The organism is Halobacillus litoralis, assembly GCF_020524085.2.
In the GTDB taxonomy this organism is placed as follows: domain Bacteria; phylum Bacillota; class Bacilli; order Bacillales; family Halobacillaceae; genus Halobacillus; species Halobacillus litoralis_E.
The window spans coordinates 1,513,965-1,530,314 of the sequence record NZ_CP129016.1; the positions used below are offsets into that span (position 1 = coordinate 1,513,965).

The window sequence follows — 16,350 nt, forward strand, 5'->3', positions numbered from 1 at the left end:
ATAATAGCAGTAGAAACGAAAAAACTCGAGAAAGGGAGATATTTGGAGAATGTTGCAAAATCGTATTAAAATGTTGGTGTTCCTTTTAGCTTTAGTCACTGCAGCTGTTTGGCCATCGAATGTGGCAAAAGCTGCTTCTTTATCGGATATACCTGATCGGTCGGAGGAAGAAATCAATTATTTGATGAATCAAGGAGTATTGAGCGGTTACCCGGATGGAACGTTCAAGCCCCATAAGGAAGTAACCAGAGAAGAAGCGGCGACACTAATTGCGCGGGCGCTCAAACTCGACGGTACTCAGAGAAACACGGTATTTTCAGATGTTTCACGTTACTCCTACGCTTCTGGATACATACAGTCTTCTTATGAACAAGGAGCCATTTCAGGATACCCTGATGGTACATACAAACCAAAAGAAACGATGACACGTGGACAAATGGCTGTTTCGGTCTCTAACGCTTTTTCATTAGGTTCCGGCAGTAATGGAAGTTACGGAGATGTCAGCTCATATGCGTACTATTATGACGCAGTCAAAAGTGTGACGAGTGCCGGGGTAGCGGCTGGATATCCGGACGGTACCTACCGACCGGAATCAGCGATTACAAGAGAAGAATTTGCGTTATTCGTAGCTCGTGCTTTGAATGAACAATTCAGAGTTTCCACGGACATTGATTCTTATGGAGAACGAGTGGTTACAGCAGATATTTTAAATGTCCGCTCCGGCCCGAGCACAGGTTATTCCATTGTCGGTAAACTCTCCGAGGGAACGACGATTGAAGTGCACGAAGATTTAGGTTCATGGCTGAAGATTTCTTATGGTAGTTTGAACGGTTATGTGCATGAAGATTATACGACAAGTCATTCGTCTTCGCATATCATTGCGATCGATGCAGGTCACGGTGATGGAGACGGTGGCGCAACAGGTAACGGGTTGTTAGAGAAAGAGGTCAACCTTGATGTAGCGAAACGTGTTCAGAAGTATTTGGTGGATGCAGGGATTAAGGTCGTCATGACAAGAGACGATGATACTTTTGTTGAATTGGAAGACCGCGTGGATTATGCCGTCAATCGTAATGCGGACACGTTCGTAAGTATCCATTCGAATTCTTTCTATATGGAAAGTGCCAATGGAATCGAAACTTACTATTCTTCCGCTAGTTTGGATGACCGGGCTAGAAAGAGTAAGCAGTTGGCGACTTATATACAAAATCGCCTGGTCCCTGCCCTCGACTTAGCGGATCGCGGTGTGAAGGATGTTCCTTATCATGTGATTAGTGAAACTCCATTACCGTCTGCCTTAGTAGAATTAGGGTTTGTAACGAATGATACCGATGCATCAAGACTCGGATCAGATTACTGGAGAGAGCGTGCAGCAAAAGCGATCGCACAAGGTATACAAGATTATTATAATTGGCTGGATTAACAGATGCCCCTCTGCGGAAGCAGAGGGGTTTTTTGTTATAGGAAAACCGGGCTTAAATAGTGGGGAAGTCCGTATATCTGGTTATTGTTTCATTAAATTGACATGGGCGTCATTTGTATTAAGAATTTAGTTAAAAGGAACAACCTTGGATGCTTTTAATCCCATCCTGCTAATTAAAATGAAATCTCCAAAAAGAGGCTGAACAACACTGATTAGTAAAAAGAGGTGAAAATATTAGGCAAGGAATGTTTGGATTCTAAGAATAGCGGGAAATGTTTGTGAGAAATACTTAAAAAGAACATCATAACGTCTTTATCAATAATGAAATAGATGGGAAAGACTATTAACCTTAAGCCATATGAAAAAAGGCAGCAAAAAAGCCCAGAGTCATAAACTCTGAGCTTTTATACCAATCTCTTATTGATAGAGTGCTCTGTACAAGAATACAGCGAACTCACTACGAATTGTTTCTTTACCTGGCTTGAATGTGTTATCAGAATAACCTGTTGCAATGGAGCTTGCAGATAATGTTTGGATATCTTCATAAGCCCAGTGATCAGAACTCAGGTCAGCGAAGCTGCCGGATCCGCTTGCGTCAAGGTTGAATGCGCGAGTGAATAGTGCGGCGATTTCTGCACGTTCAATCGGCTCATCCGGTTTGAAAGTACCGTCTTCATATCCGGAGAAATAACCTTTAGCTGTAACACCGTTGATGTAATCAGATGCCCAGTGAGAACTAGATACATCAGAATACTCACTATGAGAAGAAGTCGGAAGGTCCAGCGCGATGCTTAACATGGTAGCAGCTTCTGCACGTGTAACTTTGTTGTCTGGCTTGAATAGGCTTCCTTCATATCCGTTGATGATGCCTGTTTCTCCAAGGTGGCTGATGTGATCATAAGCCCAGTGATACTTGTTCACGTCGTGGTATTCACCTGCTGGAAGTTCTTCAACTGCAGATTCTGTTACCGTTTCTCTCTCTTCAATGACACGTTTCGCACCGGAGTAGTTGCGGCCCCAATAACCTGTAAGAGAAGCAACGGTAATGTCGTCTGTCGGGTTTTCTGCTGAAATCATTTTGTTATTTCCTATGTATATACCTACGTGCCAGATTGGGCTGCCGAAGAAGACTAGGTCTCCTTTTTGCAGATTGGAGCGGCTTACATATTCGCCTTGCGTATATTGTTGACGGGAAGTTCGATTAAGGTCGATGCCCGCTTTTCCGAAAACATACTGCGTAAATCCTGAGCAGTCAAAACCACTTGGCGATGTGCCTCCATAAACGTACGGTGATCCTGAGTAATCAAATGCGATATCTACTACTTGGTCCCGAACACTTTGTCCTGCGAAAGCATTTGGTGTAAATAGTAGAAAAACCGTGGCAAAAGCGACAATCGACGTTAAGAATTTTCTCATTCTAGTAGTACTCCCCTTGTGTTTTTTTGTCTGTCTTTGTAATCCTTTACAAGCGTAACATAACAAGATTCGTCATAGTTTTACATTTGTGTAACAAATAAGTTTCATAGGTTTTACTAGTGGGGAATAGGTTCTAGATACATAACAAAAACGACCAGGGAATCCTGGTCGTTTTTACCTTTTCTTATTTAACTTGCCTTCATTTTTGTTTTCGATGGTGCTGATGTCTTAGGTGTATTGAACTTGCCGACAATCATAGCTCCGTATGGTACCTTGTTCAATAGATAGGTAACCAAGATCGGACCACCAACGCCAATGATGAATAAGAGTAAGATGTGCACACCGAAGTTTGTGTAGAAAGGCATGCTTTTCAAAAAGTCGATCGTGTTGAACTGGAATAGCGGGTGAAGCAGATAGATTCCATAGGAACTGCTGCTGATCCACATGACGATTGTCGGTGTTTTCTTCAGCTGTCTCGCAATGAGATACAGCAGACAGAAGATGAAAAACGTGTAAAGCACGACGTCAAATCGCTTCGAGGATACGACCGAATAAATGTGGTTGTATCTCATGAGTAACGGGACCATACCAGTTAGTGCTGCCCCTGCGAGTAGATAGTATTTATACTTCTGAATGTAGCTTAAGAATACATCAATGTTTTTCCCTGCGTAATAGGCGACCGTAAAGTAGAAGATCCAGCCAAGGAATGGCAGCTTATAATAAGGTCGTAGAGCAGCGACAAATGAAAGGTCGTGAAACCAACTGAAATTATAAATTGCCAGATAGAACATGTTGATGACAAGAGCGATACCAATCATCAAGAATGGCGGGAAGCGATCGAAATACTTCTTCAATAAGAAATGCAGCGCATAGAACTGGAAGATGATTAAGACGAAATAACCGTGCCACAGTCCTAAGAAGCCTTTCTTGAAGAACAATTCCATAAAGCGTCCCCACGTAAAGCCTGTCCCTACCAATAGAGGGTAGGCAGAATAGATGACAGCCATCACGATATAAGGCACTAAAATATATAAAATTCGTTTCTTCCAAAAAGCTTTTGGAAGTTTATCTGGATAAGAGTAGGATAATAAGAATTCAGAAATCATAACAAAAACGGGTGTCGCAAACATAATCGTCAGTTTGAACATATACATCAGTTCATCCGTCATTCGGAACAGCTCATAATTATGCTGGGTCATCGTCATGGAATGGATGAGCACGACACATAAGCAAGCGATCGCCCGGATGAAGAAAATCTCGTTGATCATCGTACGTTTCATAGGATGCTCCTTTCTCATAACTACTATATTTTATAGGGTATAGCTGGAAAAGAAAAGGAGAAATTTCACCCATCTTTCGTCGGGCTTTCGTGTATTCCGTTCACCCATCCCCGCAGCTGTGGTAAAATCATGCTAATGGATTTTTATTGTCAATATATGAAGAGATATGAAAGAGGTATAGAAATTGAAATCGAAGTTAGGGATCGCAAGTCTATTATTTATCGGAGCGACACTGCTCCTGAAAGTCTCTGGTCTGATCAGGGATATGGTCATTGCCTATTATTTCGGAGATAGTTATGTCGCGGATGCGTATTTAGCTGCTTTCATTATCCCGAACATGCTCATTCTTTTCATGACGAATGGGATGAAAAATGCGTTAGTACCGAGCTATATCGAATCGGTAGAACAAAATAATGGAAAGAGATACTTAGGGCAGGTGTTCAAAGGGACGCTCGTCCTTGCCTTCATTCTTTCTGTCATCGGTATGCTGATTGCCCCTGTGCTCATGCCGCTGCTCTACCCGAACTTTAGTGAAGAAGCGACACAGATTGCGACATGGGTAACAATCATCTTTTTTGCCTGCATCTCCTTTGTCGGGATGAACAGTGTGTTGGAAGCGTTCTTTGATGCAGAGAGCAAATTCTCCTTATCGATCGTTTCACAAATCATCGTCATCTTAAGCTCGATCGGGGCGGCCTTTTTGTTCGCCAATCAAATTGGAGCTTATTCACTTGCACTCGGGTACTTGGCGGGGACGATCTTATCCTTGATCTTTAAGTTGTTCCTCGTTGTCCCGAGAAAAGTGATGGATGTGAAGCAGAAGATCGACTGGCCGGAGGTTAAACAGTTCTACTGGATCTTCTTACCCGTCGGGCTCACCGTAGCCGTCGGACAGGTAAACTTGATGGTCGGTACGATTTTCGCCGGATATCAGGGCGAAGGGGCCGTGACGTACATCAACTACGCGAAAAACCTTGTGCATATGCCACAGGCAATTTTCGGTGTGACGATTGCAACGATCATCTTCCCGTTGTTATCAAAAGCGGTCACCGCAAACGACAACGATCAGTTCAAGAAAGGCATCGAAAAGGGACTGACGACGATGTATCTCGTCCTACTACCTTCGGTTATCGGGATGATGCTGTTGATGCCCAACTTGATCGAGCTTTTTTACGAACGTGGAGCGTTTTCTAATGAAGCGACGACAGCTACGACCCAAGTGGCTTACTTTTATTTCGGTTCGGTCGTTTTCTTCAGTTTGAATAACGTCATCAACAAAGGATTCTACACGATGAAGAAAGGCCACCTGATTTTGATGATCAGTATCGGATCGATTGCACTCAATGTGGTGTTCAATTTCCTTTTTGCTGAATGGCTCGGATACTTGGGAATTCCACTCGCTGCATCCGTCATGGCTTTGTTCTACACAGGTGCGTGTTTGATCGTTTTCGTAAAACTCGTCGGTGGACTGGACTTCAAATATTTAACGATCGACTATTTGAAAATTACGTTGGCCGTTGCTGCGATGAGTGGAGCGGTGATCGGTTTTCAACAGCTGATCACCGATTGGCCGAACATCGTTCAAATCATAACAGTCGCCATCACTGGTGGCGTCGTGTTTGCCGCTGTTGCTTTTGTATTAAAAACACATGCCTTCTTGTTCTTGCTAAGAAATGTCACGAAACGTAAGGGGTAGGGATTATGAGTAGAAAAGAAACCTTAATGAATATCTCAAGACCGGTCAACCGACCTGTCACGCGCAGAATATTGAAAAGACATTACAGTGCCGATTTAGAGGTCACTTCTATTGAAGGGGAGAAAAAAGTGCTTGTCCTGGCGCCTCATATGGATGATGAAACCATTGGTCCTGGAGCGACCCTTCGTAAACATGCCGAACATGGAGCGGAAATTCACTGCCTTTTCATGACCGATGGAGGCGGAAGTGTCAGTGATTTAAGTGAAGAAGAACTGAAGCAAAGCCGGAAAGATGAAATCGATCAAGTGATGGACATTTTGAAGCTATCCGATGTGTCTTATATGGACCTTCCTGATGGCGGCGTCTCAAGCAGCGAAAAGAATATTCAATTCTTAAAACAGAAGATCGAAGAAGTTTCACCTGATGTGATTTATACGACACCTTATGTGGATGCCCACACCGATCACACAGCAACCGCCCAGCTTCTCGCGGACACGCTGAAACAAATGGATTACCGAGGAATTGTCCGTATGTACGAAATCAATTGCGCGTTTCCACCGGACTTCATCAACTGCCTTGTCGACACATCCGATCAGTACGGTAAGAAAGTACAGGCGACGGAAATATTCGCTTCACAGGCGATCGCTTTCGACGGATTCCTTGAACTGAACCAATTGAAAGGGAATCTTGCTAAGTCACCCGTTCAATCGGCTGAAGGGTTTATCCAACTGGACAAGTATGCGTTCATCACACACTGTGACACGCTGAAGGAAAAGGAAATCAACTTCCCGAAAACGTTCAAGCAGGTGAACCGTACGGACACGCTGCTGTGGGCGATTTTCAAAAACTATGACCAGAAAAAAGATTTCTATCGTCACTCGATCAAGTAGTGGCCGGGGAGGATTCATCTATGAGTAAACGTGTACTAGTCATCAGTAATATGTATCCCAGCCGGAAGAACCCGACCTACGGCATCTTCGTAAGGAACCAGGTCGAAGCTTTGAAGAAAAAGGGGCTGAACATCGACACGGCTGTGAACCGTGATAACCGAGGCGGGAAGGTCAACCTTTTGAAAAAGTATGGCCTTTGGTTCCTGAAAACGATCAGTAAACTGCCGGCCGGCCGTAACTACGATGTCGTCCATGCCCATTATATCTTTCCGAGTGGGCTGCCTGCTCTCTTGTTCAAAAAGCTCTTTGGGACGAAGTTGATTGTTACCTCCCACGGCGGAGACCTCGATCAGATGGCGAAAAAGAACAAGTGGATCCGGAAGATGACGGGATACATTTTGAAAGAAGCGGACCATGTCATTGTTGTTGGTGAAGCGTTGAAAGAAGAAGTCATTCAAGGCTTTGGTATTGCTGAGTCGAATGTTTCAGTTATTAACATGGGAGTGAACCGAAACGTCTTCGCTCCGAGGTCGAAAGAGGAGACGAAACAGGAACTCAACCTTGCAGCTGAAGATCGTCACATTCTTTTTGTCGGGAACTTGATTGAAGCGAAGGGGTTACGTGAATTAGTGGACGCTTTCCAGGCTTTGAATGATAGAGAAGGGAATCTCCAACTTCATATCATCGGAAGCAAGAAGAGTGAGAGTTTCTTACAGGAATTGAAGTCTTCCATTCAACGCGATCAAAAAGACCGCATTCATTTCCATGGACCGAAAGATCAGGCGACTGTCGGGAAGTGGATGGCAGCGGTGGACCTTTTCGTCCTGCCTTCCCATATCGAAGGGTTCGGACTTGTCGCGCTTGAAGCGATGTCTGCCCATACTCCTGTCGTCGCTTCTGATGTCGGTGGATTGTCTTATCTCTTGAAAGACGGAGCGGGCGAGCTTGTGCAGCCGAAAGATGCCCGGGCTCTTGAAGAAGGCATGGAGAAAGTCCTAAACGATTCTTCTTTAAGAAATGCCAGGATTGAAAAAGGAGAACAGCTTGCCCAGGAGAATGATGAAGAAGTTATGCTGGAACGGATCATCAATATTTATAATAAATGAAACTAGAAAAGCCACGAGATCATAGAGAGCTCATGGCTTTTCCTTTATTCTTCCTCTGATGAGGAGTCGGTGACTTGTTCAAATACCGCTGTGACGTGTTTATCCCTGTTCATGGTGATGGATGAACTTGCAGAACTTCCTGAGCGATCGCCTTCCCAGCGGACAAATGTCCATCCCTCAGCGGGAATCGCCTGGAACGTAATACTTTCTCCTGCTTGAACCGTCCGTTTAGCAACTCTAATATATCCTTGTCCATCCGTAGATGTCGTTAAAGTGTACATTTCCGGTTCTGGATCTGGTTCGGGCTCAGGATCTGGCTCTGGGGATGCTTCCTCCTTAAAGACCGCTCTTACAGAATAATCACTGTTCATCCTTAAGGTAATATTCATGGAGGTGCTATTCACATCTCCTTTCCATCCTGCAAAAGTGTAACCGTCCGCAGGCGTGGCCGATAAGTTGACGAGGGTTCCTTCGTCGAAACGGCTGCCGGATTTATTTTTTTGGACGGAGCCATTCCCGCTTTTCTGGACACTCAATCGATAGGTGACAGCTTCAGAAGGTAAATCGTCTTCGTTTTCCTCTTCCTCTTCTATTTGCTCCTCATCCTCTTGTTCTTCATCTTTAACAAAAACCGCACGTAAGGACTTTTCCTCGTCCATCGTCAATTCAATATTCTGTTGTGAACTCGTAACATCGCCTTCCCAGCCTTCAAACGTCCAGCCCGGTTCAGGCCGTGCTCTTAGAGAAATCGTTTCGTTATGAGCAAAAGAGGTAGCAAGGGAATCTCTATAGACTTCTCCTTCTCCAGAAATGCTCAGACGGAGGTCATGACTACCGGATTCGAATACGGCGGTTACGTTCAAGTGCCCGTCTATCGTATGCTTAACCGGGTTCTCACTTCCTTGAAGATCGCCCTTCCATCGGACGAACTCCCATCCTTCTTCGCCAAACGCTTCTAATTGAATGTCTTCTCCTGGCTCGTATTCCTCTTTGTCAGGAGATACTTGGATGCGGCCTTCACCTTCGACATAGGTCTGAACGTAAGACTCTCCATCGCCTTCTACGATGATTTCCCACTCCTTCGTAAAGTCTTCAAAGGAAAGGATCAAGACATCTTTTCCAGCTTCAACTGCTTCAAGAGTTACTTTTTGATCATCGGTGAATTGTACGGCGACATTCCCTTCTGTCGTAGACCATTCGGGCTCAAAACTCATGTTCTTCCCTGAAGCATCCTCACCCGTCACTTCAAGATTTAATGTTTCTCCAACGGCGAGTGGTTCCGGATCTCCTGGAGTGATTTCAACTTCAGAGAGAAGCTGGTCGACAACTTCCATTGTCACATTCTCTTCAAGGGCTTTCCATTCCACTTCAACCGAAGTTTCTCCCAGCTGTTCTCCGGTAAATAACACGGCAGGGGAATCCTCTAACTTTGAGAGGGTGCCTACCTTCTCATCTTCTACAACATAATCAGCTTGAAGGGGTACACGTTTGCCTTCTTTGTTCTCCCACACCAGTGACAATTCTTGATCGAATCCCTTTTGTACCCGGTTTCTTTCCATATGTAAGTAAATCTTGTCCGTTAACTGCTGAAAAGCATCATTGATTTCTTCTGTTCCCGCATACGTCTTTCCTTTTTCCAGCGTTTCGTAGGAATTCTCTATATCTTCACTTTCTAGGAAAAGATCAGATAAGAACAGGTAGAGAGAAGACTCCTCTGGATTTTGGTAGATTCCCTGCTGCAAGGTTTTGATCGCTTGTTCTGTCTGCTCGAGTGCTGCATGGGATAGCGACAATTCTGTTATGGCTGCTGTGTGACCAGCGTCTTTCCGGAGCACTTGTTCATAGAGGGGTATGCTTTTTTTGTAGTCTTTCGCTTCATAGGCCTCTTTCGCCTCCGAGTATAAGGTGTTCAGTGTGTTCGCTCCAACGGCTTTCATTGTAAAAAACGTCCCTGCTCCTATAACGGCTAGAGCAAGCACAAGTATAGCAAACGCTTTTTTATTCATGGACCACATCCCTTTCTCATCTTGATTATTATCCATCATTATACAACGTCCCGACAATGATTTGGGTCGTAATCCATAATTTTCTGTTGAATCTTGTTGATTCTGCCTATTTTTATAGTTCATTAGAATTAAAAACTATTCATCTTATTCATAGATTCAAAGATCATCCGATGTTTGTAAAAGGGGAGTATTGAACTGTTTTTTGTAAAGCAATTGAAAAAAATGTCATGTTTCCCCTTAACGCAAGAGAGCATTATGCTATAATGTCCTTATTGTGTAAATTTCGACAAAAATGGAGGTACACCTATGGAAGAAACGATTTCCTTGAAAGAAATTTTCGAGGTCCTTAAGAAGCGAATCTGGATGATTATCAGTCTAGCTGTCGGGGCAGCTGCACTCAGTGCACTTATTACATTCTTTGTTCTTACCCCGTCCTATGAAGCATCCTCTCAGTTCATTGTTAATCAGTCCCAGGATCAGTCGCAGAATGCCGCTTATGATATCAACGATATCCGCACAAACGTGGAATTGATCAATACATATAACGTGATCATCAAGAGCCCACGCATTTTGACAGAAGTCTCTGATGAATTAGGGTTGAATATGACAGCCGGGCAGCTGGCTGACAAAATTCAAGTAGGCAATGAGCAGGAATCCCAGGTGGTGAATGTGACCGCTACCGATACCAATCCGCAGCGCGCTGTAGACATTGCGAATACCGTTGTCAATGTATTCAAAGGAGAAGTCCCTCAGCTTATGAATGGGGTCGACAATATCAATATCTTAACAGAGGCTGAGCTAGGTCCTAATCCAGCACCTGTGAGTCCGAATACTGCACTTAATATTGCGATCGCCCTTGTTGTCGGTACGATGATTGGTGTCGGTCTGGCCTTCCTGCTGGAATACTTAGACAATACGATCAAGCAAGAAGAAGATATTGAAGAAATCCTTGGCCTTCCGGTCCTAGGCGTTGTCTCTACCATTTCTGAGAAAGATCTCCCAAAGAAGAATCCGGCACGTGGAAGAGCGAAAGTGTCAGAAATCAGAGGTGAATCCGTTGGTACGTAAGAAAAAGAACACCATGAATACAAAAGCCAGAAACCTGATTGCTGAAGACAATCCCAAATCACCGATTGCTGAGCAATATCGGACCATCCGTACAAACTTACAATTTACATCGGTCGATCACGAATTAGAAACCATGCTCGTAACCTCCGCCGGACCTTCTGAGGGTAAGTCCATGACGACAGCGAATACGGCTGCCGTATTCGCCCAACAACAGAAAAGAACGCTGCTGGTCGATGCAGACATGCGGAAACCGACGGTTCAGTATACGTTCCGTATTCAAAATATGCTGGGGTTGAGTAATTATCTAGCCGGTACACAGCGTGTGAAAGACCTCGTCAACACGACCCACGTGGATTATCTGGATGTCATTACGAGTGGCCCGGTACCTCCGAATCCTTCCGAATTACTGGGCTCTCATAAGATGGAGCAGTTCATAAACGAAGCGAAACAGCATTACGACATGATCATTTTTGATACACCACCGGTTCTAGCTGTGACAGACTCCCAGGTACTATCCAACTACGTCGATGGTGTCCTCCTTGTGGTGCGAAGCAAACAGACAGAAAAAGAAGCGGCCGCAAAAGCCAAAGAAAAACTGGATCAAGCGAAAGCTAATGTGCTCGGGGTTGTGTTGAACGACCAGGAGATCACATCTTCAAGCAATTACTATTATTATTACGGTCAATAAGAGAAAGAAGAGTCTTCGGACTCTTCTTTTTGATATTCAAAATAATTATCAAAATTGTTACAAATATGAAAATAAACTGTAAAATTTTAAAAAACTAGTAAGCTAGTGTTTAAAAATGTGTCGGATATTGCTATAATCTAGCTTGGTATTTAAAGTTTGTCTGTAAAATAATAGAAAGGGGGGTGGGTCTTTTGATAGATATTCATAGTCATATCTTGCCTGGCGTGGATGATGGGGCACAAACCATAGAGGAAAGCGTCCAGATGGCTGAAGCCGCGGTCGCTGACGGCATTCGAACCATCATTGCTACCCCTCATCATAAAAATGGGGCTTACGATAACTATAAGAACGACATCCTCATCCAAGTCAATGAATTGAATCGAACGTTTCAGGAGCGGGGCATTGAACTTGAAGTTCTGCCTGGCCAGGAAACGAGAATCTATGGCGAGATGATTGAAGGCTTGCAACAGGAAGAAGTCTTACCATTGAATCAGGAAAGTAATTACGTATTTGTTGAATTTCCATCGGGCAGCATCCCCCCCGTTATGCGAATCAACTATTCTTTGATTTGCAGGTAGCTGGTTATTCCCCGATCATTGTTCATCCGGAGCGGAACAAAGCGATCATGGAGAACCCAGACCTTTTATATTCGTTCGTTAAGCATGGAGCTTACGTCCAGTTGACAGCCGCTAGTGTTTGCGGAAAGTTCGGGAAGAAAATCAAAAAGTTTTCAGAACAACTGCTGGAAGCGAACCTGGCGCATCTGATTGCCAGTGATGCTCACAATACGGGTTCCCGAGGCTTCTGTATGACAGAAGCTTATAGTGAAATCAGAGGTACATTCGGTCTTGATTTCGTTTATCTCTTATCAGAGAATGCGGAAGATGTTCTGGTTGGAAGAGCCTTGCAGGCAGAGCCACCGCACCATGTGAAAAAGAAGAAAATATTCGGTTTGTTCTAATAGGAATAAAGAGGTAATCATTAATAACTGTGATTACCTCTTTATATGAATATAAGAGTTTCTTAAAAAAGAAAACGCTTTTTTATAATTTTTTACAAAAAATATAAAAAATCTGCAAAATTCTACTTTTATGCCCTTTTAAGCATTCATAGATATTGGTACAATGTGGATTGTTACAAGAAAGTTACAAAAACATGAGTGGAATCAGAGGAGATGTATGAATGGAGGAAGAAAAGCAATTAACGAATTCAGCAATCAAAACCATTCGACACAATAAGTATCAAGCACCCGAATGGAATATTAATTTATCGGAAAAAGAAATACATAAGGCGATTGATCAAAGAAAGAGGAGGAATTCAAGTGCCCAACGCATATAAAAAACGGTTGTTTTTATTAGTTTTCGTTGATTCCATCATCGTTTTCTTTTCTGTTTATATGTCCCACTTTTTTCTAAATCCTTACGTTGCTGTCTTTGACAATGTCATGATCGTACTTTCAGCTACACTACTTATCAGCCATCATCTATTTTCTAGTCTGACGGGGATGTATAAGAAGAAGTGGCGCTACGCAAGTACCGAAGAGTTGATCGGTATTTTCGGTGTAGTTACCTTATCGATTATTACTGCTGTACTGATTCAAGCCATCGTATTTGGAAACGTTTATGAACGGGCTTTGACGATCACGTGGATGTTACATATATTACTTATCGGTGGCGTGCGTTTTGCCTGGCAGTATTATAGGAACTATGGCATGACACTGAAACCGAAATTGAAAAAAGGAAAAATTAAAGTCAATGATCCTAGCCGACAGCGCACACTTATTGTAGGTGCAGGAGCTGCCGGACGTATGCTTGCACGACAAATGAAGGACTCCAAAGAATTCAAAGGAGACCTTGTCGGATTCGTGGATGACGACTTTACGTTGCACCATTTAACCGTCTCCGGACTTCCTGTGCTTGGCAGTACAAATAACATCGAACAATTAGCAGCTAAACATCAAGTGAATCATATCGTCATGGCGATGCCATCAGTCAAGCAAGAGGTTATCAAAGATTTGATTCAACTGTCGAAAAAAAACGTCAAAAATGTTCAAACCTTGCCGATGATTGAAGATATTGCACTAGGAAATGTATCCGTCAATCAAATCCGAGATGTTCAAATTGAAGATCTTCTCGGACGTGAGCCTGTAGAACTCGATATCGATTCAATAGAATCTGAAGTGAAAGGACGAACCGTGATGGTTACAGGTGCCGGTGGAAGTATAGGTTCAGAAATTTGCCGACAGCTTGTCAAGTTCGGGCCAGAACGTCTCATTTTACTCGGCCACGGAGAGAACAGCATTTATACCATCCATATGGAACTAAAACAATCCGACATTGATACCGATCTTGTGACCGTCATTGCTGATGTTCAGGATCGTGAGCGTATTTTTCAAGTCGTACAAGATTACTCACCGTCCTACATATACCACGCAGCCGCTCACAAACACGTGCCTTTAATGGAAGCCAATCCGAAAGAAGCGGTGAAGAATAACGTCATTGGAACGAAAAACGTAGCCGAAGCTGCACATCATGCAGGGGTAAAAGCCTTTGTGCTCGTATCTACAGACAAAGCAGTTAACCCGCCTAACGTGATGGGATCTACGAAACGGATTGCAGAAATGATTGTTCAGAACCTTGGCCGGCAAAGTCAGACGAAGTTTGTGGCTGTCCGTTTCGGTAATGTACTTGGAAGCCGGGGTAGTGTCATTCCACTATTTAAAAAACAGATTGCTGCAGGTGGACCAGTTACTGTAACTCACCCAGACATGACTAGATACTTTATGACAATTCCAGAAGCTTCGAGACTAGTTCTTCAAGCGGGGGCTCTTGCTCGTGGTGGAGAGGTATTTGTGCTAGATATGGGTGAACCAGTGAAGATTGTAGATCTTGCGAAGAACTTGATTCATCTTTCTGGTTTTACGGAAGAGCAAATTCCAATTCAGTTTAATGGGATTCGTCCTGGGGAGAAGATGTATGAGGAGCTTCTGAGTGATAAGGAAGTGAATAAGAAGCCCGTGTTCCCGAAGATTTTTATTGGAAAGACGGTGGAGTTTGATTCAAAGCTTGTAGAGTATTTGGTTGAGCATCACGGGGATTCAAGCGTCGAAGACTTGAAGAAATATGTGATTGACTTAGCTAACAATAGATTGCCTAGTAGTAAAAAAGTATTGGAGCAAGTGTTATAGAACTAAAGGGGGAGCTTATAATGAAAAAGGTGAAAAAAGCAATTATTCCAGCTGCCGGACTAGGAACACGTTTCCTGCCAGCGACGAAGGCAATGCCGAAAGAGATGCTACCGATTGTTGATAAGCCTACGATTCAGTATATCGTTGAAGAGGCAATTGAGTCTGGGATTGAGGATATTATTATTGTTACAGGTAAAGGAAAGCGTGCAATTGAGGACCACTTTGATAAGAATTTTGAGCTTGAAGATAACTTAATGCAGAAGGAGAAGTATGATTTACTTGAAAAGGTGAATGCAACATCGAATGTTGAAATTCATTTTATTCGTCAGAAAGAGCCAAAAGGACTTGGGCATGCTGTGTGGTGTGCCCGTAAGTTTATTGGTAATGAGCCATTTGCAGTGTTGCTTGGGGATGACATCGTACGTTCTCCAAAACCATGTCTTCGTCAATTGATGGATCAGCAAGAAGAAACGTTATCCTCAGTTATTGGTGTGCAAACAGTTGCAGATGAAGAAACTCATCGTTATGGAGTAATCGATCCTCTTGATCAAGAAGATCGCCTTTACCAAGTAAAGACGTTTGTTGAGAAACCAGCACAGGGTACTGCTCCTTCTAATCTTGCGATAATGGGACGTTACATACTAAATCCTGAGATCTTTATGTTTTTAGATAAGCAGGAGAAAGGAGCTGGTGGTGAGATTCAGTTGACGGATGCCATTCAAAGGCTGAATGAAATCCAGCGTGTATTTGCTTATGATTTTGAGGGGAAGCGGTATGATGTTGGGGAGAAGCTGGGGTTTGTGAAGACGACTTTGGAACTTGCTTTAGAAAGAAAGGAACTAAAGGTAGAAGTATTAAGTTATCTGAAAGAGTTATTACAAAACGAACAAATCACTAATTGAAAATTTATGTTTAATAATAAACTCATATTATAGGTGGCAGAAAATATGTATTTAAAAGTAAAAAGACTATTAGATTTATGTCTTTCTTCTCTTGGAATCATAATGTTGTTTCCATTTATTATACTGTTAGTTGTGTGTATCAAGATTGATTCAAAAGGTCCCGTTTTCTTCAAGCAAAAGCGTGTAGGGATAAACAAGAATACATTTTATATATTTAAATTTAGAACTATGAGAATGGAAACACCTAAAGATACTCCCACCCATTTACTAAATAACGCAGATCAATATATTACCACAGTAGGTAAATTCCTTAGAAAGACCTCTTTGGATGAACTTCCACAGATAATAAATATTATTTTAGGTCAAATGAGTATTGTAGGTCCTAGACCAGCGCTTTGGAACCAAAATGATCTGATTTCTGAAAGGGAAAAATACAACGCCAACGATGTCTTACCTGGATTAACAGGGTGGGCTCAGATTAATGGGAGGGATGAACTTCCTATTGATAAAAAAGCCAAATTAGATGGGGAATATGTAAATAACATGGGGATTGTTATGGATGCCAAGTGTTTTATGGGAACTATTTTTAGTGTGTTAAAAAGAGATGGGGTTGTAGAAGGTGCCAAAAGTAATGCAAGGAAATAGGGTTTTAACTACTACTCTAACTCCTTTATATAATGAGACGGGA

General features: G+C 42.9%; 13 protein-coding genes and 1 pseudogene. 11 read left to right on the top strand and 3 right to left on the bottom strand.

Going from position 1 to position 16,350, the window contains the following annotated elements; translation table 11 throughout:
• The first annotated feature begins 49 nt into the window (after positions 1 to 49).
• Entirely contained in the window at positions 50 to 1,423 is a 1,374-nt protein-coding gene (locus tag LC065_RS07700; RefSeq protein WP_226592505.1) for an N-acetylmuramoyl-L-alanine amidase, read from the top strand.
• 417 nt (positions 1,424 to 1,840) lie between these two features.
• Here the strand turns inward: LC065_RS07700 and LC065_RS07705 are convergent, their stop codons facing one another.
• Positions 1,841 to 2,839 (bottom strand): C40 family peptidase, encoded by a 999-nt coding sequence (locus LC065_RS07705; RefSeq protein WP_226592503.1) that lies wholly within the window; start codon positions 2,837 to 2,839, stop codon positions 1,841 to 1,843.
• Between the two features lie 188 nt (positions 2,840 to 3,027).
• Positions 3,028 to 4,119 (bottom strand): acyltransferase family protein, encoded by a 1,092-nt coding sequence (locus LC065_RS07710; protein ID WP_226592501.1) that lies wholly within the window; start codon positions 4,117 to 4,119, stop codon positions 3,028 to 3,030.
• A gap of 184 nt (positions 4,120 to 4,303) precedes the next feature.
• Between LC065_RS07710 and murJ the strand changes: the two genes are divergently transcribed.
• Genes murJ through LC065_RS07725 form a run of 3 tightly spaced genes read left to right on the top strand, consistent with a single transcriptional unit; the run spans position 4,304 to position 7,811 of the window.
• Entirely contained in the window at positions 4,304 to 5,815 is a 1,512-nt protein-coding gene (murJ, locus tag LC065_RS07715) for a murein biosynthesis integral membrane protein MurJ (RefSeq protein ID WP_226592499.1), read from the top strand.
• A 5-nt stretch (positions 5,816 to 5,820) separates the two neighbouring features.
• Positions 5,821 to 6,705: a PIG-L deacetylase family protein gene (locus LC065_RS07720; protein WP_226592497.1), complete on the top strand. Its 885-nt coding sequence runs from the start codon at positions 5,821 to 5,823 to the stop codon at positions 6,703 to 6,705.
• A gap of 20 nt (positions 6,706 to 6,725) precedes the next feature.
• Positions 6,726 to 7,811: a glycosyltransferase gene (locus tag LC065_RS07725; RefSeq protein WP_226592495.1), complete on the top strand. Its 1,086-nt coding sequence runs from the start codon at positions 6,726 to 6,728 to the stop codon at positions 7,809 to 7,811.
• Positions 7,812 to 7,855: 44 nt separating this feature from the next.
• Here LC065_RS07725 and LC065_RS07730 read toward each other — a convergent pair whose 3' ends face one another.
• Positions 7,856 to 9,856, bottom strand: coding sequence for an InlB B-repeat-containing protein (locus tag LC065_RS07730; RefSeq protein WP_306163868.1), 2,001 nt, complete (start codon positions 9,854 to 9,856; stop codon positions 7,856 to 7,858).
• A gap of 267 nt (positions 9,857 to 10,123) precedes the next feature.
• Here LC065_RS07730 and LC065_RS07735 point away from each other — a divergent pair, with 267 nt between their 5' ends.
• The 7 genes and pseudogenes from LC065_RS07735 to LC065_RS07765 all read left to right on the top strand — a co-directional run bounded on the left by LC065_RS07735 (position 10,124) and on the right by LC065_RS07765 (position 16,307).
• On the top strand, positions 10,124 to 10,885 hold the full coding sequence (locus LC065_RS07735) for a YveK family protein (RefSeq protein ID WP_226592491.1): 762 nt from the start codon (positions 10,124 to 10,126) through the stop codon (positions 10,883 to 10,885).
• Complete coding sequence (locus LC065_RS07740) at positions 10,875 to 11,573, top strand: CpsD/CapB family tyrosine-protein kinase (RefSeq protein ID WP_306163869.1); 699 nt, start codon at positions 10,875 to 10,877, stop codon at positions 11,571 to 11,573. The genes LC065_RS07735 and LC065_RS07740 overlap by 11 nt, the downstream gene beginning before the upstream one ends.
• Before the next feature lie 191 nt (positions 11,574 to 11,764).
• Positions 11,765 to 12,534: pseudogene (locus LC065_RS07745) on the top strand (tyrosine-protein phosphatase).
• 221 nt (positions 12,535 to 12,755) lie between these two features.
• Positions 12,756 to 12,911 (top strand): hypothetical protein, encoded by a 156-nt coding sequence (locus LC065_RS07750; protein ID WP_226592487.1) that lies wholly within the window; start codon positions 12,756 to 12,758, stop codon positions 12,909 to 12,911.
• Positions 12,895 to 14,760: a polysaccharide biosynthesis protein gene (locus LC065_RS07755; RefSeq protein ID WP_226592485.1), complete on the top strand. Its 1,866-nt coding sequence runs from the start codon at positions 12,895 to 12,897 to the stop codon at positions 14,758 to 14,760. Before LC065_RS07750 ends, LC065_RS07755 begins: the two co-directional genes overlap by 17 nt.
• 20 nt (positions 14,761 to 14,780) lie before the next feature.
• Entirely contained in the window at positions 14,781 to 15,662 is an 882-nt protein-coding gene (gene galU / locus LC065_RS07760) for a UTP--glucose-1-phosphate uridylyltransferase GalU (protein WP_226592483.1), read from the top strand.
• 45 nt (positions 15,663 to 15,707) lie between these two features.
• Positions 15,708 to 16,307 (top strand): sugar transferase, encoded by a 600-nt coding sequence (locus tag LC065_RS07765; RefSeq protein ID WP_226592482.1) that lies wholly within the window; start codon positions 15,708 to 15,710, stop codon positions 16,305 to 16,307.
• Positions 16,308 to 16,350: the final 43 nt, after the last annotated feature.

Coding starts and splice junctions, on each gene's coding strand:
- LC065_RS07700 (WP_226592505.1), top strand. CDS start 50: ATGTTGCAAAATCGTATTAAAATGTTGGTGTTCCTTTTAGCTTTAGTC.
- galU (WP_226592483.1), top strand. CDS start 14,781: ATGAAAAAGGTGAAAAAAGCAATTATTCCAGCTGCCGGACTAGGAACA.
- LC065_RS07720 (WP_226592497.1), top strand. CDS start 5,821: ATGAGTAGAAAAGAAACCTTAATGAATATCTCAAGACCGGTCAACCGA.
- LC065_RS07710 (WP_226592501.1), bottom strand. CDS start 4,119: ATGAAACGTACGATGATCAACGAGATTTTCTTCATCCGGGCGATCGCT.
- LC065_RS07705 (WP_226592503.1), bottom strand. CDS start 2,839: ATGAGAAAATTCTTAACGTCGATTGTCGCTTTTGCCACGGTTTTTCTA.
- LC065_RS07725 (WP_226592495.1), top strand. CDS start 6,726: ATGAGTAAACGTGTACTAGTCATCAGTAATATGTATCCCAGCCGGAAG.
- LC065_RS07750 (WP_226592487.1), top strand. CDS start 12,756: ATGGAGGAAGAAAAGCAATTAACGAATTCAGCAATCAAAACCATTCGA.
- LC065_RS07735 (WP_226592491.1), top strand. CDS start 10,124: ATGGAAGAAACGATTTCCTTGAAAGAAATTTTCGAGGTCCTTAAGAAG.
- LC065_RS07765 (WP_226592482.1), top strand. CDS start 15,708: ATGTATTTAAAAGTAAAAAGACTATTAGATTTATGTCTTTCTTCTCTT.
- LC065_RS07730 (WP_306163868.1), bottom strand. CDS start 9,856: ATGATGGATAATAATCAAGATGAGAAAGGGATGTGGTCCATGAATAAA.